General features: G+C 61.3%; 17 protein-coding genes. 7 read left to right on the top strand and 10 right to left on the bottom strand.

All coding sequences use genetic code 11. The features are described 5' to 3' along the window. Positions 1-5 precede the first annotated feature (5 nt). Together aztB and aztA are read right to left on the bottom strand one after the other, a co-directional pair. Positions 6-872: a zinc ABC transporter permease AztB gene (gene aztB, locus M0412_RS17235; RefSeq protein WP_077768092.1), complete on the bottom strand. Its 867-nt coding sequence runs from the start codon at positions 870-872 to the stop codon at positions 6-8. Then, entirely contained in the window at positions 865-1,722 is an 858-nt protein-coding gene (aztA, locus tag M0412_RS17230; RefSeq protein ID WP_269699509.1) for a zinc ABC transporter ATP-binding protein AztA, read from the bottom strand. The genes aztB and aztA overlap by 8 nt, the downstream gene beginning before the upstream one ends. A 296-nt stretch (positions 1,723-2,018) precedes the next feature. On the opposite strand from aztA, the gene zigA reads away from it, so the two are divergent. After that, positions 2,019-3,221, top strand: coding sequence for a zinc metallochaperone GTPase ZigA (gene zigA / locus M0412_RS17225; RefSeq protein ID WP_142842805.1), 1,203 nt, complete (start codon positions 2,019-2,021; stop codon positions 3,219-3,221). 125 nt (positions 3,222-3,346) lie between these two features. Here the strand turns inward: zigA and M0412_RS17220 are convergent, their stop codons facing one another. Beyond that, positions 3,347-4,564 carry an MFS transporter gene (locus M0412_RS17220; protein ID WP_065117703.1) on the bottom strand — a complete coding sequence of 406 codons (1,218 nt, stop codon included), beginning with the start codon at positions 4,562-4,564 and terminating at the stop codon, positions 3,347-3,349. Positions 4,565-4,745: 181 nt separating this feature from the next. On the opposite strand from M0412_RS17220, the gene M0412_RS17215 reads away from it, so the two are divergent. Further along, positions 4,746-5,684, top strand: coding sequence for an AraC family transcriptional regulator (locus M0412_RS17215; RefSeq protein WP_110760332.1), 939 nt, complete (start codon positions 4,746-4,748; stop codon positions 5,682-5,684). Between the two features lie 83 nt (positions 5,685-5,767). Continuing rightward, entirely contained in the window at positions 5,768-6,406 is a 639-nt protein-coding gene (locus M0412_RS17210) for a bifunctional 2-polyprenyl-6-hydroxyphenol methylase/3-demethylubiquinol 3-O-methyltransferase UbiG (protein WP_269699508.1), read from the top strand. A gap of 14 nt (positions 6,407-6,420) precedes the next feature. On the opposite strand, the gene M0412_RS17205 is transcribed toward M0412_RS17210, so the two are convergent. The 3 genes from M0412_RS17205 to M0412_RS17195 are packed head-to-tail and all read right to left on the bottom strand — an operon-like array spanning position 6,421 to position 11,892. Then, a complete protein-coding gene (locus M0412_RS17205) occupies positions 6,421-9,699 on the bottom strand; it encodes an error-prone DNA polymerase (RefSeq protein ID WP_269699507.1) in 3,279 nt (1,092 codons plus the stop codon). After that, the gene (locus tag M0412_RS17200; protein WP_269699506.1) at positions 9,696-11,213 is read right to left on the bottom strand and encodes a DNA polymerase Y family protein; all 1,518 of its coding nucleotides are present in this window, start codon (positions 11,211-11,213) and stop codon (positions 9,696-9,698) included. The genes M0412_RS17205 and M0412_RS17200 overlap by 4 nt, the downstream gene beginning before the upstream one ends. Then, positions 11,128-11,892 carry an ImuA family protein gene (locus M0412_RS17195; protein ID WP_269699505.1) on the bottom strand — a complete coding sequence of 255 codons (765 nt, stop codon included), beginning with the start codon at positions 11,890-11,892 and terminating at the stop codon, positions 11,128-11,130. The genes M0412_RS17200 and M0412_RS17195 overlap by 86 nt, the downstream gene beginning before the upstream one ends. 230 nt (positions 11,893-12,122) lie before the next feature. Here M0412_RS17195 and M0412_RS17190 point away from each other — a divergent pair, with 230 nt between their 5' ends. The 3 genes from M0412_RS17190 (at position 12,123) to M0412_RS17180 (ending at position 14,135) form a co-directional block, all read left to right on the top strand. Then, on the top strand, positions 12,123-12,479 hold the full coding sequence (locus M0412_RS17190; RefSeq protein ID WP_080820661.1) for a DUF1304 domain-containing protein: 357 nt from the start codon (positions 12,123-12,125) through the stop codon (positions 12,477-12,479). Positions 12,480-12,483: 4 nt separating this feature from the next. Then, positions 12,484-13,770 (top strand): glycerate kinase, encoded by a 1,287-nt coding sequence (locus tag M0412_RS17185; protein WP_142842801.1) that lies wholly within the window; start codon positions 12,484-12,486, stop codon positions 13,768-13,770. Positions 13,771-13,886: 116 nt separating this feature from the next. Then, on the top strand, positions 13,887-14,135 hold the full coding sequence (locus M0412_RS17180; protein WP_269699504.1) for a hypothetical protein: 249 nt from the start codon (positions 13,887-13,889) through the stop codon (positions 14,133-14,135). Positions 14,136-14,141: 6 nt separating this feature from the next. On the opposite strand, the gene M0412_RS17175 is transcribed toward M0412_RS17180, so the two are convergent. Then, on the bottom strand, positions 14,142-16,385 hold the full coding sequence (locus tag M0412_RS17175; protein WP_269699503.1) for a bifunctional diguanylate cyclase/phosphodiesterase: 2,244 nt from the start codon (positions 16,383-16,385) through the stop codon (positions 14,142-14,144). On the opposite strand from M0412_RS17175, the gene M0412_RS17170 reads away from it, so the two are divergent. Continuing rightward, positions 16,282-16,512 carry a hypothetical protein gene (locus M0412_RS17170; protein WP_269699533.1) on the top strand — a complete coding sequence of 77 codons (231 nt, stop codon included), beginning with the start codon at positions 16,282-16,284 and terminating at the stop codon, positions 16,510-16,512. The two genes, M0412_RS17175 and M0412_RS17170, sit on opposite strands and share 104 nt — an antisense overlap. 71 nt (positions 16,513-16,583) lie before the next feature. On the opposite strand, the gene M0412_RS17165 is transcribed toward M0412_RS17170, so the two are convergent. The 3 genes from M0412_RS17165 to M0412_RS17155 are packed head-to-tail and all read right to left on the bottom strand — an operon-like array spanning position 16,584 to position 19,095. Further along, positions 16,584-17,363, bottom strand: coding sequence for a MetQ/NlpA family ABC transporter substrate-binding protein (locus M0412_RS17165; RefSeq protein WP_110759951.1), 780 nt, complete (start codon positions 17,361-17,363; stop codon positions 16,584-16,586). A gap of 33 nt (positions 17,364-17,396) precedes the next feature. Next, the gene (locus M0412_RS17160; RefSeq protein ID WP_142842798.1) at positions 17,397-18,065 is read right to left on the bottom strand and encodes a methionine ABC transporter permease; all 669 of its coding nucleotides are present in this window, start codon (positions 18,063-18,065) and stop codon (positions 17,397-17,399) included. After that, positions 18,055-19,095, bottom strand: coding sequence for a methionine ABC transporter ATP-binding protein (locus M0412_RS17155; RefSeq protein ID WP_371338324.1), 1,041 nt, complete (start codon positions 19,093-19,095; stop codon positions 18,055-18,057). The genes M0412_RS17160 and M0412_RS17155 overlap by 11 nt, the downstream gene beginning before the upstream one ends. Between the last annotated feature and the right edge of the window lie 265 nt (positions 19,096-19,360).

The following is a 19,360-nucleotide window of genomic DNA, read 5'->3' as shown; positions in this document are numbered from 1 at the left end:
TGTTTTCAGGCCGTTCTGTGGCGGCCGGAACCGAGAAGATCGCCGAGCAAGCCGCGCGTGCCGACGAGAATGGAGAGCGCGTAGATAACGCCCGCCGAAAGGATGATCGCCGGGCCCGAGGGCAACGACGCGTGATAGGACAGGATGAGGCCGGCAAAGCAGGAAACCATGCCGATGCCGATCGAGATGAAGCACATGGGTGCCACGCGGTTGGACCAGAACCGGCTGGCGGCGGCGGGCAACATCATCAGGCCGACAGAAAGCAGCGTTCCGAGCGCCTGAAAGCCACCAACCAGATTGAGCACGACGATGGCGAGGAAGAGAAAATGCACCGGGCTGCCCCAGTTGCTGACCGAGCGCAGGAACAGGGGATCGAGGCATTCCGCCAGAAGCGCCCGCCAGAAAGTGATCATCACCACCAGCGTCACGATGCAGATGCCGCTGATGAGGCTGAGCGCCTCGTTGTTCAGCGCCAGCACGGTGCCGAACAGCACATGCATGAGATCGACGCTGGAGCCGCGCCACGAGACGAGCAGAACACCGAGCGCCAGTGAAATCAGATAAAAGGCGGCAAGCGAGGCGTCCTCCTTCTGGACGGTGAAACGCGACACCGCACCGGCCCCCAGCGCCACCACGAGGCCGACCACCAGCCCGCCAATCGTCATCGGCAGGATTTCCAGCCCGTAAAACAGAAAGCCGACGGCCGCCCCCGGCAGGATGGCGTGCGACATGGCATCGCCCGTAAGGCTCATGCGCCGCAGCATCAGGAACACCCCGACCGGCCCGCAGCTGATGGCAAGGATCAAGGCGCCGGCAAGCGCCCGCTGCATGAACACATATTGAACAAAGGGTTCGATGAAGAAATCAGCCATGGGCATTCGAATTTGCGTGGGAGTGGATGTGGGAATGGGATGACGCCGCTCGCGGCCCGGCATCGAGCGCATCGGTCGCCGGTGCATTGGTCACTGGCGCATTGTTCCTTGGCGCATCACCCGGCGCGCACCACGGTGCATTTTCCTCCCATGCCTCGTGGAAATGCCGCGCCTGGCGCAGGTTTTCCGGCTTCAGGACATCGGCTGTCGGGCCAAGGCCGACGAGACGCCGCGCGAGAAACAGGGTCTGGGGGAAATGCTGCCGCACCAGCTGATGGTCATGCAGGACGGCGAGCACCGTGCGGCCTTCCGCAACCCATGCCTTGATCAGCACCAGAAGATCGGTGACGGTGCGCTCATCAACGGCATTGAAGGGTTCGTCCAGCAGGATCAACTGCGCGTCCTGCAACATGGCGCGGGCGAACAGGGCACGCTGCATCTGGCCACCGGAGAGCGAATCTATATTGCGCTTCTCAAAGCCGGACAGCCCGACCGCTTCCATCACCCGGCCCATCGCCGCTTTGTCCTCAGAACGGTGGCGGCCAAGCAGGCCGCGCCTGGGCCAGAGACCCAGCGCAACGAGATCGCGCACCTGAGCCGGGAACGACCTGTCGAGTTCCGATTGCTGCGGCAGATAGGCGACGGAAATGCCTGCGCTGATCCGGCACTCACCGCCGAGCGGTTTCAAGATGCCGGCGATACCCTTCATCAGCGTCGATTTGCCCGAGCCATTGGCGCCGACAACCGCGGTGAGCGATCCCTTGGTGATATCGCCATCCAGATGATGCACGGCCGCACGGCCGGCATATCCAAGCGTCAGATTTGTGAAGGTGAGGCACGGATCGCTCATCGATCCCTCCTGGGCGGGGTTTCATTCGGACCCTTGATATGTAATGTTATTACATTCGTCAAACGAATACGTAATGAAATAACATTAACTATTGGAAAGTCAGAGCGGCACGCTGGTGGGCAGAGACCTCACGCCTCCGCGGATGCTTTTTTTCCAAAGCCCGTTGACATGTCGCGTATGTGTAATGTTATTACGTTACATAACTGGAACCGGCACTTCAAAAACCCTCCGTTTCCAGATCGCCTGCCGTGGTCGTCATAACGCCCACGCGACTGTTGCCACAGAACGAGGTCCCCATGAAAAAACTCCCCGTCACCGTCCTCTCCGGCTTTTTAGGTGCTGGCAAAACCACCCTTCTCAACCACATCCTCGCCAATCGTGATGGCCTGCGCGTGGCGTTGATCGTCAACGATATGAGTGAAATCAATATCGATGCGGCGCTGGTGCGGGATGGCGGCGCCAATCTCTCGCGCACCGAGGAACAGCTGGTGGAAATGACCAATGGCTGCATCTGTTGCACGCTGCGCGACGACCTCTTGACCGAGGTCCGAGCGCTCGCCGAACAGGGCCGCTTCGATTATCTGCTGATTGAATCCACCGGCATCGCCGAGCCGCTTCCCGTGGCCGCCACCTTCGATTTCCGTGACGAGAACGGCCGCAGCCTGTCTGATGTCGCGCAGCTGGATACGATGGTAACGGTGGTGGATGCCGCCAATCTTCTCAATGATTACGGTTCATCCGATTTTCTGGCCGACCGGGGCGAAACGGCGGGTGATGGCGACAACCGTACCATCGTCGACCTTCTGGTCGAGCAGATCGAATTTGCCGATGTGGTCGTCCTCAACAAGATCGGCACCGCCACGCCCGAGGAGCGGGATGCGGCCCGCAAGATCATCGTCGGGCTGAACCCGGATGCGAAACTCATCGAGGCGGATTTCGGCAGGGTGGAACTGAAGGAGGTGCTCGGCACCGGTCGCTTCGATTTCGCCAGGGCCGAAGAACATCCCCTGTGGTTCAAGGAACTGCACGGCTTCAAGGATCACATTCCCGAAACCGAGGAATATGGCATCCGCTCCTTCGTTTACCGCGCCAAAAAACCGTTCGACCCCGTACTGTTCCAGCGCTTTATCGATCGTGCCTGGCCGGGGGTGGTGCGCGCCAAGGGCTTTTTCTGGCTGGCGACACGGCCACGTTATGTCGGCGAGATCAGCCAGGCGGGCGCATTGGTGCGCACCGGCAAGATGGGTTTGTGGTGGTCCGCCGTGCCCAAGGAGCAATGGCCGCGTGAAAAACAGTTTATCGACATGATGAAGCCCTATCTCGATCCGGTCTTCGGCGACCGGCGGCAGGAAATCGTCTTCATCGGTTCCGACCCGATGAGCGAGGCCCGCATCCGCGCCCAGCTCGACGCCTGCCTGATCGACACCGAAGCCTTCACGCCCGACGCATGGCGACACCTGCCGGACCCCTTCGCCAACTGGGACAGACAGGCCGCCTGACAGGACCGGGGCGGTGTGCTGGACATCCAGCGTTCCCTGCCCCTCACCCACAAAAAAAGAGCCGCGTTACGCGGCTCCTATCCGGAGGCCCGCTCAAAAGCGGGCCTTTTATTTTAGCCGGGTTCTTATCCCTGCGATGCCTCTACCTGCGGCACCACACCCCGGCGCGACGCCATGAGCGATGCGCCGAGAAGGGCAGAAATTGCCACGAAGACGAAGACCATCGTTGCCCCCTGCAGATCGATCAGCAGGCCGCCGAGAACCGCGCCGCTGGAAATGGCGATCTGGAAGGTGGTGAGCAGCAGCGCGCCGGCGCTTTCCGCCTCATCCGAAGCCACGCGGGTGATGAAGCTCTGCACACTGACCGGAAGCGCGCCGAAGGCAAAACCCCAGGAAGCGATGGCGACGCCCGCAACGACGGGAGATGCGCCGGCAATCACCAGAATGGAGGCTGACGCGGCAATCAGCGTCGCAGCGAAGGTCACGGCCCACGCCGTGTTCTTCTCGGCAAGGAAACCGCCGAAGAGATTGCCGAAGAAACCACCGATGCCATAAACCAGAAGAACGAGGGAAATCGCTTCAACGCCGAGCTGCGGCACGTCTTCCAGGAACGGGCGAACATAGGTGAAGCCGGCGAAGTGACCCGCAACGATGAACAGCGTTGTCAGAAGGCCGATCCGGACCTGCGGCCGCTGCAGCAGCCGGAACATGGTGGAAAGACCGGGTGCGCCGGCCGGCGGCAGAGACGGAATGGTCAGCAGCTGCACGGCAAGTGCGATGACACCGAGCACACCCGCAACCACGAAGGCCGCACGCCAGCCGAGCGTCGCGCCGATCCATGCGCCCACCGGTGCGGCACAGACGGTGGCGACCGAAACCCCTGTCAGGATGATGGCCATGGCACGCGGCATCTTGTCGAGCGGCACGAGCCGCAGCGCCAGCGCCGCCGACATCGCCCAGAAACCACCAAGGCCGATGCCGAGCAGGACGCGCGATGCAAACAGCATGAAAAGCCCGTTGGCAAAGGCGGCAAGCGTGCTGGAAATGATCAGCAGCGTGGTGAGCCCGAGAAGTGTCCAGCGGCGGTCGATGCCGCGTGTGCCGATGACGACGCCGGGGCCGGCAACCGCCGCAACCAGCGCGGTGACGGTGATGGATTGTCCGGCAATGCCGGAGCTGATGGCAAGATCTTCCGATAGCGGCGTAAGAAGGCTGACCGGCAGAAACTCCGCCGTCACCAGCCCGAAGACACCGAGCGAAAGCGAAACCACGGCGGCCCACTTCGCATCCGGCTCTTTTCTGCGCGGCACATATTCGAGTTCGTTTATGGTCCGGTTATTCATGAAAATCTCCTGATGCGCATTGCCAGAATGCGCCCTGAAATGGAAGGGCAAGACGATGAAACCGCTGGGAGGCCGGTTCAGCACCCGCAAATCGATGGTCATAAGCTATGCGTGACACCCCGGCGTTTCCATGCTAGAAAATCCGTATTCCTTAACCAATCGTCCGAATTTGTGAGATGCCATGAATGATGCCCTGACGGAAATGCTGCGAGGTCTGAGGCTTGACGGCGTGGAATATGGCCGCTGCCGCATGGCCACCCCCTGGGCCACCGCCTTTCCCGAACAGGAAGCGGCGCGGTTTCATTTTATCGGCGTCGGCCAGGCGAAACTGCGAAAGCCTTCCGGCGAATGGCTGATGCTTAAATGCGGCGATGCCGTGCTTCTGCCGCGCGGGCACGCCCATGTGCTTGCCAGCGGCGAGAATGTGACGCCATCGCCCTTTGACCGTTTCGGCAAGAAGGAAGTCTGCCAGGGCATTTTCGACATGCAATGCGCCAGCGCCGGCGGCGATACCGTGGCCTTTACCGCTTCCATGCGTTTCAACATGGATAATCTGCACCCGCTTCTGCAGCTGATGCCGGATGTGATGCTGACCAGCGACCTGGCCAAAAGCGACCCGGCCATTCCCCACCTGCTGGAAGCCATGGCGCGCGAAGTGGAGCTGAACCGCGTCGGCGCCGGTGGCATTCTGGCAAGGCTTGCCGATGTGCTGACCGCGACCCTGATCCGCACCTGGGTGGAACATGGCTGCGGCGATTCCAGCGGCTGGCTGGCCGCCGTGCGCAATCCCGAACTCGGGCGGGTGCTGGCCGCCATCCACCTCACCCCGGAAAAGGACTGGAGCGTGGAGGAGCTTGCCTCCTTGATGGGCGCATCCCGCTCCAGTTTCGCGGAACGTTTCACCCGCGTGGTGGGTGAAAGCCCGGCACGGTATGTGGTGCGCGTGCGCATGCATCAGGCACGTCTATGGCTGCGCGAAGGCATGCGTGTGACGCTCGCTGCGGAAAAGCTCGGTTACGATTCCGAAGCCTCCTTCAGCCGCGCCTTCAAACGGGTGCTCGGCGCGCCACCCAGCCAGTTCCGCCGCAAGGACGCGGCCGGGCTGGAGGATGCGGCTTAAAAGCTTCAGACAAACCGGGTAAGGATAGTGTGTGAAAACAAATCCGCCTGAAGCGGAAGGGCATCGTCCGGGGAGCATCCACCATGAGCATGGCCGACGACGCCCGTTTCTGGAACCGGTCAGCACGGAAATATGCGAAAGGCAGGATTTCAGACGAGGCCGGATATGCGCGCACGCTGCAGCGGACCCGCGCCCTTCTGAAACCCGACGACAACATACTGGAACTGGGCTGCGGCACCGGGACGACGGCGATCCGGCTGGCGGGTAGTGTCAAAGACTATTATGCGACGGATATTTCCGCCGACATGATCGCAATCGCCAAAGAGAGAAAACAAGCCGCCGGCTCTCTCCACAACCTCACCTTCAGCGCAACGACTGCGGAAGCGCTTGTGCCGGGCGACATGCAGTTCAACGCGGTACTGGGTTTCAACTATCTTCATCTGGTCCGCGACCTGCCCGGCACGCTGCGGCACATTCACGCCCTGCTTGCCCCGCACGGCCTGCTCATTACCAAGACCCCCTGTGTCGGCGATATGAACCCGCTTATCCGCCTTGTCCTGCCGGCGATGCGGGCAATCGGCAAGGCGCCCTATGCCGGCGTGTTCAACGCGGCCGAGCTTGGCCGGCATATAAACGCCGGTGGTTTCGACATTCTGGCGACGGAAATTCATGCAACGAAGGGCAATGACAACCGCCCTTACATCGTGGCGCGCAAGAGGTGAGCTGAGCCGCCTTCTCAGTGAAAATTGCGGGAAATGACCTTTATCCGCTCGACCGCATCGTCATCATGGTCGGCGGGCGGCGGGCGTTTCCTGATGACGCGGTGATCATCCGGCGGCATGCCGTGATGAAACTCGTCACCACGCCCATGCGGCAGAGGAAAGGCATGGTTGCGCTCGCCCACGCTTGCCAGGGCCTGCGACAGATCGGTCAGCCGGTGGGCGACCAGATGCACCACCTCACCTTCCCGCTGGATCTTGCCGTAAATGCCGACCATGCCGGCGGACAACACCACGCGGCGGTATTTTTCGAAGGTTTTGACCCACAGCACCGCATTGGCAATGCCCGTCTCGTCCTCCAGCGTCATGAAGATCACGCCCTTTGCCGAACCGGGGCGCTGGCGCACCAGCACCAGACCGGCCGTTTCCAGCCATGTGCCATCCCGAACGCGTACCGCCTCCGCACAGGTGACGATGCGGCGGCGGGAAAGATCATGCCGCAGGAAGGTCATGGGGTGTTCGCGCAGCGTCAGCCCCACATGGCCATAATCCTGGACCACCTCGCCACCATCAGTCATGGGCCTGAGCGCAACGGAGGGTTCCTGAAGCTCTTCGATAACGGCATTTTCCCTGATGGCAGCGGCGGCGAAAAGCGGCAGCGGCTCATCCCGCAGGGCCTTGATGGCCCAGAGCGCCCCGCGCCTGGCAAGCGAAAGCGCCGGCAAAAAGGCATCGGCCTCCGCCAGACAGACAAGGGCGGCGGCCGGAACACCCGCCCTTCGCCACAGATCGTCAACGGAGGCAAAAGGCCGATCCTGCCGGGCGGCGACGATTTTTGCAGCATGGTCATTGGAAATCCCCTTCACCATGCGCAGGCCAAGCCGCACGGCAAAGCGGTCCTCACCCTTGCCATTCTTCTTGCCCGTAGGCTCCAGCGTACAATCAAAGCGGCTGTTATTAACGCAGACCGGACGCACCTCCACATCATGATCACGCGCATCGCGCACGATCTGCGCCGGGGCGTAAAAACCCATGGGCTGCGAATTGAGAAGCGCCGTACAGAAAATATCGGGATGATGGCATTTCAGCCATGAGGAGGCGTAAGCAATCAGCGCGAAGGAAGCCGCGTGGCTTTCGGGGAAACCATAGCTGCCGAAACCTTCCAGCTGTTTGAAGATGCGTTCGGCGAATTCCTGCTCATAACCGCGCTCTACCATGCCCGTGACCAGTTTCTCCCTGAATTTGGAAATGGTGCCTACATTCTTGAAAGTCGCCATGGCCCGGCGCAGCTGGTCCGCTTCATCCGCGGTGAAACCGGCGCAATCCATGGCGATCCGCATCGCCTGCTCCTGAAACAGCGGAACACCCATCGTCTTTCCCAGGACGCTTTCAAGTTCTTTTTTCGGAAAAAGGACCGCTTCCTTTCCCTGCCGGCGGCGTAAATAAGGATGCACCATATCCCCCTGAATGGGGCCGGGGCGAACGATGGCAACCTGAATGACGAGGTCGTAAAACTCCTTCGGCCTCAGGCGCGGCAGCATCGACATCTGCGCCCGGCTTTCAATCTGGAACGTGCCGAGCGTATCGGCCTTCTGGATCATGGCATAGGTAGGCCCGTCATCCGGCGGCATGGCGGCGAGATCGTATTTTTCTCCCGTGCGTGCCTCCAGCATGTCGAAGCCGCGCTTCATGCAGGAGAGCATGCCAAGCGCCAGGCAATCCATCTTCATGAACTTCACGACATCGATATCGTCCTTGTCCCATTCGATGATCTGGCGATCATCCATGGCGGCGGGTTCGATCGGCACCAGCTCGTCCAGCCGGTCATGGGTCAGAACAAAGCCACCCGGATGCTGGCTGTGATGGCGCGGTGTGCCCACAAGCTGGTTGGCCAGTTCGAAGGCAAGCTTCAGGCGGCGATCCTCCATATTGAGGTTCAGTTCCTTTACCTGCTTTTCACCCACCCCTTCGCTCCAGCGCCAGACCTGCGAAGACAGAAGCTTGGTCAGGTCTTCCGGCAGGCCCAGAACCTTGCCGACATCGCGCAGCGCCCCACGCCCGCGATAACGGGTAACGACGGAGCAGAGTGCGGCCTTGTCACGGCCGTAGGTGTCATAGACCCACTGAATGACCTCTTCACGCCGCTGGTGTTCAAAATCTACGTCGATATCCGGCGGCTCTCCCCGGTTCTCGGAAACAAAACGTTCAAAGACGAGATTGCTGAAAAGGGCAGGATCGATGGCGGTGATGCCAAGCACAAAACAGATAACCGAATTGGCCGCCGAACCACGCCCCTGACATAGAATATCTTTTGAGCGCGCATAACGGACAATGGCATTCACCGTCAGGAAATAGGAGGCATATTGCAGCCTGCCGACAACCGCCAGTTCATGATGCAACGCCTTTTCCACCTTCTCGGGTAAACCGTTCGGATAACGCCCCGGCACCGCTTCCCATACCATCTTCTCCAGCGCCTGCTGCGCCGTCAGCCCCGGCAGGCTGCGCTCCTCGGGATATTGATAGACCAGTTCCTTCAGCGAAAATTTGCAGCGTTTCGCAATTTCAAGGCTACGGGAAAGCGCTTCAGGGTAACGGGCAAACAGCCGGTGCATCTCTTCCGGCGGCTTCATATAGCGGTCGGCGTGGCGTTCGCGGCGGAAACCGGCCTCATCGATGGTGCAATTATGACGGATGCAGGTGACGACATCCTGCAGCATGCGCCGTTCCGGCACATGAAAGAGCACGTCATTAGTCACCACGGTCGGCACACCTGCGACCTGCGCCATCTCCGATAGCTCGAAAAGCCGCATCTGGTCGTTGGGGCGTCTTCTGAGGCTGAGTGCCATATAGGCCCGGTCGGCAAAGGCGGCTTTGAGACGTCGCAGCCGCAGTGCGCAGAGATCATCCGCGAGGTCAGCGAGCAGCACGACGATCAGGCCTTCGCCATAGGCAACGAGATCGTCCCAAGCGAGCCGGGATTTGCCCTTGCCGCCTCTTTTCTTGCCGACGGAAAGCAGCCGGCAAAGCCGCCCGTAAGCCGCGCGATCCATGGGATAGGCGAGCACGGAAAGATCATCGTCCAGATCGAGCCGGCAACCGATGATGAGGCGGATGCCATGATTATGGGCGGCTTCATAAGCGCGGGGAATGCCCGCAAGACTGTTGCGGTCCACGATACCAAGCGCCTCGATGCCGAGATTTTTGGCCTGTTCGAAAAGCTCTTCGCAGGAGCTTGCCCCGCGCAGGAAGGAAAAATGCGTGGTCACCTGCAGCTCGGCATAACGGGGCGCATTCATGCGAAGACCCCATGGATGAACCAGCCCTGCGAACCCGTTTCGGCATGTTCGCCATCACCGGAGCGGAAAATCCAGAAGCGCTCGCCACCTTCGTTTTCCACCATGAAATAATCGCGTACGGCGGCCTTTTCCCGGTCGCGTTTCCACCATTCGCCGAACACCCGTTCCGGCCCGTCGGCGCGCCTGACATTATGGCGCACGCCTTTCCAGAGGAAATAACGCGGCGGATGGTCGGGCAGCAGCGCCAGCGTCTCGATGGGTTCAGGCCTTGCAAAAAGCCTGACCGGACGCGGCCAGTGGCCGGGCCAACCGAGCGTATCCTCCGCCGCCAGCGCCGCAACTGAAGTAAGGGAACGTTCCGGCACATCGCTTGCCACCGCCGCATAACGATAGACCCGGTGGCCGCGATTGAGGATGACATCGACCGTATCGGCGATTTCCGCACGGCCTTCCTCCAGAAGCGAAGAACGGGCCTGCGCGGCGATAAGCGGCTCGGCATGGGTGGCGGTCAGCACCATCATCTCGATGCCGAAGCCGGGATCGATAGTGTCGATGCGGTCAGTCAAAAGCCGGACAAGCTGTTTGACATCGCGCACCGGTCTGGACGTGCCGGCCCGTATGGCCTGCAGGCCGCTATCCACCCGGTGCAGCACCAGATCGACCCGGCGCGCGCCGAGGCCGCGTTTTTCCAGCGCGACGCAAAGTTCGGCAACCAGCTTTTGGCTATAACGGGCAATCGTTTCCGCCGCTGCGATGGGTTCGGGAAAGGCGCGCCGCACCTCCACCAGTTCGGCCACCCGCACCGGTTCGATGGGTTCGCCGATCTCGCCGAGCGCCTGGGAAAGACGGCGAACGATCTCGGGGCCGAAACGCAGGGTCAGCGGCGCGCGCGGGGCTTCGGCAAGCTCGCCGATGCTGCGGAAACCGAGCACCTTCAGCCCGGAAACGATACGCTCCTCCAGCCTCAACGCAGCAAGCGGCAAGCTGCTGATCGCCCTCCGCTGCCCGCCCGGCGGCACGATGCTGATTACCTCAGGGCTAAAACGCGCCAGCGCATGGGCCGCACCCCAGCTATCGGCAATGGCGGCGCGGGCGGCAAAGCCTGCGGCATGCAGGCGGTTGACCATGCCGCTCAGCATCAGCGTCTCATTGCCATGCAGATGATCCGCACCCGCCGTGTCCAGCACCAGCCCGTCGGGTGGGTCGGCGGCGACGATCGGGGCATAGATGCGCAGGAAATGAAAGGCCAGCTGCTGCAGGGCGCGGGCATCAGCAGCCGCATCCAGATCTTCAACGAGAAGACCCGGCACCAGCGCCTGCGCCTTGCTGACCGGCGTGCCGGGGCGGATGCCCGCCGCCTTTGCCGCCTTGTCGAGCGCCAGCACCAGCCGGCGGCTGCCCTGACGGCCAATCATGACCAGCGGCTTTTCAACCGGCGGCGCGTCCTTGCCCGAAAGACGCCGGAAACGATCCGTCGGCCATGTCGGCAGGTAGAGCGAGACGACCCTTTGCATCACAGGCTTCCACTTCAAATTCGGCACTTTCGCCACCGCGACATCGCAAGAGCTCCAGCAACCAGCGCGGCCTGCCCACCCCCGGCACCGGCAAGGGCGAAGAGGGCCGCACGGAGATGCGCCAGCGGGTCACCGCCGCCGTCGGCTCCCCGAACAGCGCCGCATCGGCTTGACGCCGGAAGCGGCGGATGGCGATGCCGGTAACCCCAGAGGTTTCCGCCGCCAGCTGCAGCCGCCGCGAGGCGGTCATCGGCAGTTTCGCCACTTCACCCATCACCGCGCCGAAACCATTGCAGCGCAAGCCCTCCTCGAAACAGTCAAGCACGCCTTTCTCATCGCGGCATTCAACGATGATGAGCCGGTTCTGCGACAGGCCGGCCTGTGTCAGACCTGGCATGAACAGATCCCGCCGGGTGACACACCATAAAACCTTGCCGGAAAGCCGTGCCGCCACACCGGCAGCAAACAGCGCTGCCGCTGCCCCATCGGCAACGCCATTGCCGCCACCGCTCAGCTCATGCAGGCAACCAAGCTTTAGCCCGCCTCCCGGCAGGTGATGGTCGATGGTATCCACGCCGAAAGGCAGGGTCTCGTGCAGCCGCTCAGGGCCGTTACCGATCCTTTCCAGCCTTTCACGCAGCTCTTCGACAACGAGCAACTGGTCCGCGCGCTTTTGCATGGCATGACGGTTTTCAATTCCGGATTTTCAATCTTGCTGTTCTTGTTTTGTTCCTATTTCAGCAAAGAGTCAAGCAACAGGCTGTCTCTCATCAACAGTTTGCACGGGAAGAGAGGATTAAGCCCTTGCAGCGCTTCGTCCCGCCGTTAAAACGGAATTGTCCGCTTGGTGCCGTTCTTCTCACGAGAACCGATGCGCCACGGACATCAGGGTTTTGGAGGAAACCGCCGATGATCGCCAGCATTTTGATTGCCGTGGTTGCGGCCATCCACATTTACATCGTCATTCTGGAAATGCTGCTGTGGGAAAAGCCGGCCGGCCGCAAGGCCTTTGGCCTCTCGGCGGATTTCGCCCGGCAGACGAAGGTGCTGGCCGCCAATCAGGGGCTTTATAACGGGTTTCTGGCAGCCGGGCTGATCTATGGGCTCATGCAGGGCGATACCGGGCTGAGCTTCAAGGTCTTTTTCCTCACCTGCGTTCTGGTGGCCGGTATTTTCGGTGCCGTTACCGCCAATACCATGAAGATCCTGTTCATTCAGGCGCTGCCCGCCCTTTTGGCGCTTGGCGCGCTCTGGATTGGAGTATGAACCGATGACCGCATGGAATGACAGCCGCGCCAAAGACGCCCTCAACCGGATTTTCATGGCGGCAGTCGCAAGCGCCGATCCGGCGAAGGTGCTGCAACACCACCTTCCCTCCCCGCCCAAAGGCCGCTGCGTGGTGGTGGGGGCGGGCAAGGCCTCGGCCGCCATGGCCGCAGCACTCGACAAGGCCTGGGCGGATGTCGATCTCTCCGGTGTGGTGGTGACCCGTTATGGCCATGCCGTCCCAACCTCCCGTATCGAGATTATCGAGGCTTCCCATCCCGTACCTGATGACAAAAGTGCTGAGGCGGCCAAACGCATTCTCGCCGCCGTTGAAGGCCTGACCGCCGAGGACATGGTGATCGCGCTGATTTCCGGCGGCGGTTCGGCGCTGATGGTCGCCCCCGCCGAAGGCATGACGCTTGCCGACAAGATGGCCGTCAATCGTGCCCTCTTGGCCAGCGGCGCGACGATTTCGGAAATGAACGCCGTGCGCAAGCACCTCTCCCGCATCAAGGGCGGACGGCTGGCGCTGGCCGCCAAGCCGGCCAAGGTTGTTTCACTGCTGATTTCCGACGTGCCCGGAGACGACCCCTCCGAAATCGCCTCCGGCCCGACGGTTGCCGATCCAAGCGATATTGAAACCGTGCGGGAAATCGTCTCGCGTTATGAGCTCGATCTTCCCGAAACCGTGCGCAGGGTGCTGGAAAAGGGCGAAGAAACACCGAAGGCCGGCGATATCGACGAGGATGTCAGGATGATCGCGGCCCCCTCGCTTGCCCTGCAGGCGGCGGCGGATGAGGCGGTGAAGCTTGGCCTTACGCCGCTTATCCTCGGCGATTCCCTCGAAGGTGAATCCAGGGATGTCGGCGCGGTCATGGCCGGCATTGCTCTCTCCGCCAGCCGCAAGGGCCTGCCGGTCAAAGGCCCGGCCGTTTTGCTTTCGGGCGGCGAAACCACGGTCACGCTGAACAGGGGAGTTGGCGGCAAGGGACCGGCCGGCAAAGGCGGCCGCAACACGGAGTTTCTGCTGAGCCTTGCACTGACGCTGAAGGGTGCTGACGGCATCTGGGCGATTGCCGGCGACAGCGACGGCATAGACGGCGTGGAGGATGCGGCAGGGGCGGTGGTGACACCGGATACGCTTGCCCGCATGCGCGCTGCCGGTGTCGATCCGCGCCAGTCGCTCGTAAACCACGACAGCTATACCGCTTTCAAAGGGGTCGGTGATCTCGTGGTGACGGGGCCGACGCTGACCAATGTGAATGATATCAGGGCGATCTTGATCGGCTGAAATCGGGAGGGGTGGAGCGGGCCACGGCCATCAGCTGCGCCCACCCGCAGGCACGGCCATTTTGACTATATTCTCGGAGAGGTATAATCTGGGGCATGTCCTTTGGAGCCTCAGCCATGCGTTCTGGAGTGCTCATAGCCGGGCTGATCATGGCCCTCATACCCACCTTGGCGGATGCTCACAATTGCAAATGCCGAAATCGCGGCACCATGTTCGAACTCGGCCAGACATCCTGCCTGAAGGTCGATGGCGGCTCCTATCTGGCGCGTTGCGAGATGAAGCTCAACGTCTCGTCCTGGACCAAGGTTCAGGACGGTTGCCCCGTGACACAACGGCTGCCGCAACAGTCGATACGCATCAATTGATGTCGTTTACGCCCCTGCCCGAAGAGCAAAGAGCGGCGCGTTCTGCGCTTCCACCATGATGGTGATGTCTTCGGCGGCCACCGGTTTCGAAAACAGGTAACCCTGCAACTCGTCGCAGCCGCATAGATGCAGGATGGCGGCCTGTTCTTCGGTCTCGATACCCTCTGCCGTCACCGGAATATCGAGCGATTTCGCCAGCGCCACGGTGGCCTGCAGCATTTCCAGAGAGCGCCCGCCATGTTCCAGCGCCACGACCAGTGACCGGTCGATCTTCATCCGGTCGAAACCGAAGCGGCGCAGATATCCGACGCTTGCAAATCCGGCACCGAAATCATCAAGCGCAATATGCAGGCCAAGCTGTTTCAGCTTGTCGATCGCAGCACCAGCCCGCTCCGGATGCTGGATGAAATAGCCTTCCGTCATTTCCAGCCGCAACCGTTCGGATGGCGTCTGCGTCGCCGCGAGAATATCCGCCACATGACCGGAAAAGGCGGGATTTCGGAACTGCACGGGTGAAATGTTGACGGATAGCTTGATGGACGGCCATTGCCGCGCCGTCTCGCAGGCCTTGTGCAGAACCATAAGGCCAAGCCGGTCGATGAGGCCACTGGTTTCGGCAGCCGCGATGAAGATATCCGGTGGCACGAAGCCATGCCCCGGCCTTTGCCAGCGCGCCAGCGCTTCCACCCCGGTAATGCAGCGCGTCGCAGCGTTGACGACCGGCTGATAGACCACGGTAATCTCGTCGTTGAGGATGGCGCAGCGAAGATCGGCCTCGAGCTGCAGCTTTTCCTCACGCAGCGCATCCATCTTCAGCTCATAGGAAACGTAACGCCCGCGCCCGTTCTCCTTGGCCTGATACATGGCCATATCGGCGCGGCGCAGCAGTTCCTCGCCATTGATATCGCCGGCGCGGGAAACCGAGGTGCCTATGCTGCAGCCGATGCTCGCCACCCTCTCGCCGATGCTGAAGGGTTCGGTGAAAAGTTCGAGCAGCGCCAGACACAGCTTGCGGCCTTCCGACCAGACATCGTTGCCCTGAATGGCGATTGCGAATTCATCGCCGCCGAGCCGCGCCAGCACCGCGCCTTCCGGCACCAGCACGCGAAGCGCTGCCGCCACGCCCTTGATCAGCCGGTCACCGGCGGCATGGCCGTAGGAATCGTTGATTTCCTTGAAACCGTCGAGATCGAGGTAGAGCAGCTTGATATCGGTTCTGTCGTGACGGGCCTTGCCCACCATGCGGTTCAGCCTGGCAAACAGACCGGCGCGGTTGCTGAGCCCGCTCAGGCGGTCGCGCAGCGCCTCTTCCCTTGCCGCCGCCTCATCCGCCTTCAGCCGATCAAGCGTGGCCGAACCGATGATGAGCAGTACCAGAAAGAACGTGCCGGCAATACCGAGCGCGGTGAAGACCACCGGCCGCGCCTCATGGAAACTGACATCGCCCGGCAAATGCGAGCGCCAGACGAGCCGCGCCAGCACATCGCCGAGCGGATTGACGATATCCACATGGTTGGCCGTAGGCGCATCGCCATATTGCAGTTCCAAACCATCGATGACGTAGTTGCGGGCAAGCTTGTCCACCATCGCCTGTTTGAGATGGCGGGCGAAAATCAGATAACGCCGCTCCGCACCAACGGGCGGCAGAGCGCCGGACTTCAGCCGCACCAGCGCAACGCCCGTGGCAGCAACACCATCGTCGGTTTTGACAAAACCGGTGACCTGGGAAGTGATGCCCGGACGCATGGCCCGCACGCGTTCGATCATCTCCTCCAGGCCTGCAGCGAAATAGGCGTCAGGCGCCCATGTGACGGGCTTGCCGTTCTGGTAGGCCATGCGAACCCCACCAGCCTCGTCGAGAACGACAGCGGTATCGAAGAGATCGTTGTTGACCGTCATGTCGCCGTAATTGCTGGCTATCCAGTCGAACCTGTCTGGCGCATAGACATATTCGGCGGCATCGTCCCAGGCGGCGTAGTCGTTGAGCGTGGCGCCAAGCTGCTCGCGGAAGGTGACCAGAGCACCCGCCGTGGTCTCGCGGGAGCGGGCATTGTCAAGCAGGTTCGCCTTTTCCCTGACCTGGCTGAGGGCGGACAGCACCAGCGCGGTGACGATGAGAAGCACCAGCGCAAAAGTGGACAATACGATGCCGACGGCGGTTCTGCGCCCGACCGGCAAATATTCCCCAATGTTTCGCGGCGCAATCCGCATAAATTCCCCTTCGAAAGCATCATCTTGCGAAGGAAACATTCAAAAGCCGTTAAACGGCATTGTGACGACGCCCCAAAAAGATACGGGTATAAAACGACAGTCTGGCTGCAAACCTGAAAAATCCTTCCATGAAATGCCGGGGGTTTTTCATAAAAAATGGTTTTAATCGCGCGCCACAAAGAAAAAACCTCCCCCGCGAACGGGAGAGGCCGAAACGTCCGCCAGGGCGAACAGGGATTACCAGGACGGGATGACCGTGCCGTTATACTTTTCCAGAATGAAGGCCTTCACTTCCGGGCTGTGGTAGGATTCCACCAGCGTCTTCACCCAGGGCTTGTCCTTGTCCTGCGCACGAACGGCGATGATGTTGGCGTAAGGGGACTTTTCGCTTTCGATGGCGATGGCGTCCTTCTTCGGGTTCAGGCCCGCTGCCGTGGCATAGTTGGTGTTGATGACCGAAGCGTCGGTGTCGTCAAGCGAACGCGGCAGCTGGGCGGCGTCAAGTTCGACGATCTGGATGTTCTTCGGGTTTTCGGTGATGTCGGCAGGCGTTACCTTCAGGCCGGCTTCTTCCTTGACCTTGAGAACGCCCTTGGAAGCGAGAACCAGCAGCGCGCGGCCGCCATTGGTCGGGTCGTTCGGAATGCCGATGGTCGCGCCGTCCTTCAGCTCGTCAAGGTTCTTCACCTTCTTGGAATAAACGCCCATCGGGGTGGTGATGGTGGTGCCGACGCTGACGAGATCGAACTTGCGGTCAGCGATCTGGTTGTCCAGGTAAGGCTGGTGCTGGAAGGAATTGGCCTGCAGCTCGCCATCGTTCAGCGCCTGGTTCGGCACGACATAATCGGAGAATTCGATGATATCGATATCGAGGCCCTTGGCGGCCGCAATCTTCTTCACCTGTTCCATGATCTGCGCGTGCTCGGCGGGGGTGACGCCGATCTTGATGGTCTCGGCCAGCGCCTGACCGGCGGTGAAGAGAGCGGCGAGCGAAGCCGCGAGGATGAGTTTTTTCATGGGTGTCTCCTTGGGTTGTTATTATAAACGCAGTTAATTCTTGCGGGTCCGCTTGTCGAAGCTGCGCGCCAGCCGGTCGCCGGCGCTCTGCACCAGTTGCACCAGCACGATGAGCACCAGAACCACGGCCAGCATCACGTCAGGCATGAAGCGCTGGTAGCCATAGCGGATACCGAGATCGCCCAGCCCGCCGCCGCCGACAGCACCAACCATGGCCGAATAACCGATGAGGCTGACAAGGGTGAGCGTGAGCGCCAGCGTGATGCCGGGCTTGGCTTCGGCAAGCAGCACCTTGGTGACGATCTGCAGCGGTGTCGCACCCATGGCGCGGGCAGCCTCGATCAGACCCTTGTCCACCTCGCGGATTGCCGCCTCCACCAGCCTTGCAATGAAAGGCACGGTCGCGACCGTCAGCGGCACGATGGCCGCGCTGGTGCCGATCGACGTGCCGGCCACCAGCCGGGTGAAGGGAATGATGGCCACGACAAGAATGATGAAGGGTGTGGAGCGCGCCGCGTTGACGATGAGGCCGAGAATACGGTTGGTCATAGGTGCTGGAAACAGTTCGCCCTTGCCGCTGGTGGCGAGGAAAACGCCCATCGGCACGCCGATGATGGAGCCGACGATGCCGGCGACCGCGACCATATGCAGGGTTTGCAGCAGGCCCTTCAAGAGAAGGTTGAAGATCATATCAGGCGACATAACCGAGCACCTCCGTGTGAAGACCGGTTTCCGCATAAAAGCGGCCGGCGCGGGCCGTGACTTCAGGCGAGGCCGGATAGGAGACAACCAGCGAGCCGAAGGGTTCGCCGGAAATTTCCTCGATGGTGCCGGCGAGAATGTTTACGTCAGGTCCGATTTCAGCGACCAGACGGGCCGTCAGCGGCTGAAACGCCGTTTCACCGAAGAAGACCAGACGCACCAGAACGCGGTCGCCTTCCGCCGCCTGCGGCTTCAGACCCGAAGTGACCCAGTGCGGCAGCTTCACGCCGACCGAGGACGACAGCAGGCTGCGGGTCGTCTCGTGTTTCGGAGCGGTGAAAATGTCGAAGGTCGTACCTTCCTCGACGATCAGGCCCCTGTCGATGACAGCCACCTGCGAGGCGATGGTCTTCACCACCTCCATCTCGTGGGTGATGAGCAGCACGGTGAGACCAAGCTCGGCATTGATGCGCTTCAGAAGCTCAAGAATGGATTGCGTCGTTTCCGGATCGAGCGCCGAGGTCGCTTCGTCGGAGAGGAGCAGCTTCGGCTGGGTTGCGAGCGCACGGGCAATGCCGACACGCTGCTTCTGGCCACCGGAGAGTTCCGCCGGATAACGCTTCGCCTTGTCGGAGAGCCCGACGAGATCAAGCAGCGGTCCAACACGGGTCTCGATTTCCCTTTTGCCCATGCCCGATATTTCGAGCGGCAAAGCCACATTGTCGAAAGCGGTGCGCGAGGAGAGAAGATTGAAGTGCTGGAAGATCATGCCGACGGAACGGCGTAGCGTGCGCAGGTTCTTTTCATCTAGCGCCGCGACATCGACACCATCGACGACCACACGGCCGGACGAGGGTTTTTCAAGGCCGTTGGCGAGGCGGATAAGCGTCGACTTGCCGGCGCCGGAGCGGCCGATGATGCCGGTGATGGAGCCTTTCGGCACGACATAATCGATACCGGCCAGAGCGGCAAAGCCGGGCTTGCCGCTCGTACCGCCGAATGTCTTGGTCACGCCTTCAAACGTGACCATCGGGTCGTTGACCGCCCGCTCCGGGGCCGCCTGTGGCCGGGTCGCGGGCGGTGCCGCGGATGATGGAAAATTCATTGTAAACTCTGGGAAAACGCGTGACGGATCGGGTCTCAAAAAATCCTGCTGCGGCACGAAACCGCTCTCTTCATGCAGCCTAGGGGCACATTCGATGACAGCTGATTTTCCGGGTCATTTCGTCAGGCTTTCACTCAGAAATGCCGGGGATCGGCAATTCGATGGCGCATACTTGCCCGCAGGCGCCACC

Source organism: Agrobacterium sp. O3.4, from assembly GCF_041414895.1.
Taxonomy (GTDB): Bacteria; Pseudomonadota; Alphaproteobacteria; order Rhizobiales; family Rhizobiaceae; genus Agrobacterium; species Agrobacterium cucumeris.
Note: the sequence above shows the minus strand (reverse complement) of the source record. Positions and strands in the feature narration are given on the sequence as shown.

What these genes read in the sequence shown, in the direction of transcription:
- aztB (WP_077768092.1), bottom strand. Translation starts at nt 872, where the DNA reads ATGGCTGATTTCTTCATCGAACCCTTTGTTCAATATGTGTTCATGCAG.
- aztA (WP_269699509.1), bottom strand. Translation starts at nt 1,722, where the DNA reads ATGAGCGATCCGTGCCTCACCTTCACAAATCTGACGCTTGGATATGCC.
- zigA (WP_142842805.1), top strand. Translation starts at nt 2,019, where the DNA reads ATGAAAAAACTCCCCGTCACCGTCCTCTCCGGCTTTTTAGGTGCTGGC.
- M0412_RS17220 (WP_065117703.1), bottom strand. Translation starts at nt 4,564, where the DNA reads ATGAATAACCGGACCATAAACGAACTCGAATATGTGCCGCGCAGAAAA.
- M0412_RS17215 (WP_110760332.1), top strand. Translation starts at nt 4,746, where the DNA reads ATGAATGATGCCCTGACGGAAATGCTGCGAGGTCTGAGGCTTGACGGC.
- M0412_RS17210 (WP_269699508.1), top strand. Translation starts at nt 5,768, where the DNA reads ATGAGCATGGCCGACGACGCCCGTTTCTGGAACCGGTCAGCACGGAAA.
- M0412_RS17205 (WP_269699507.1), bottom strand. Translation starts at nt 9,699, where the DNA reads ATGAATGCGCCCCGTTATGCCGAGCTGCAGGTGACCACGCATTTTTCC.
- M0412_RS17200 (WP_269699506.1), bottom strand. Translation starts at nt 11,213, where the DNA reads ATGCAAAGGGTCGTCTCGCTCTACCTGCCGACATGGCCGACGGATCGT.
- M0412_RS17195 (WP_269699505.1), bottom strand. Translation starts at nt 11,892, where the DNA reads ATGCAAAAGCGCGCGGACCAGTTGCTCGTTGTCGAAGAGCTGCGTGAA.
- M0412_RS17190 (WP_080820661.1), top strand. Translation starts at nt 12,123, where the DNA reads ATGATCGCCAGCATTTTGATTGCCGTGGTTGCGGCCATCCACATTTAC.
- M0412_RS17185 (WP_142842801.1), top strand. Translation starts at nt 12,484, where the DNA reads ATGACCGCATGGAATGACAGCCGCGCCAAAGACGCCCTCAACCGGATT.
- M0412_RS17180 (WP_269699504.1), top strand. Translation starts at nt 13,887, where the DNA reads ATGCGTTCTGGAGTGCTCATAGCCGGGCTGATCATGGCCCTCATACCC.
- M0412_RS17170 (WP_269699533.1), top strand. Translation starts at nt 16,282, where the DNA reads ATGCCGACGGCGGTTCTGCGCCCGACCGGCAAATATTCCCCAATGTTT.
- M0412_RS17175 (WP_269699503.1), bottom strand. Translation starts at nt 16,385, where the DNA reads ATGTTTCCTTCGCAAGATGATGCTTTCGAAGGGGAATTTATGCGGATT.
- M0412_RS17165 (WP_110759951.1), bottom strand. Translation starts at nt 17,363, where the DNA reads ATGAAAAAACTCATCCTCGCGGCTTCGCTCGCCGCTCTCTTCACCGCC.
- M0412_RS17160 (WP_142842798.1), bottom strand. Translation starts at nt 18,065, where the DNA reads ATGTCGCCTGATATGATCTTCAACCTTCTCTTGAAGGGCCTGCTGCAA.
- M0412_RS17155 (WP_371338324.1), bottom strand. Translation starts at nt 19,095, where the DNA reads ATGGTCACGTTTGAAGGCGTGACCAAGACATTCGGCGGTACGAGCGGC.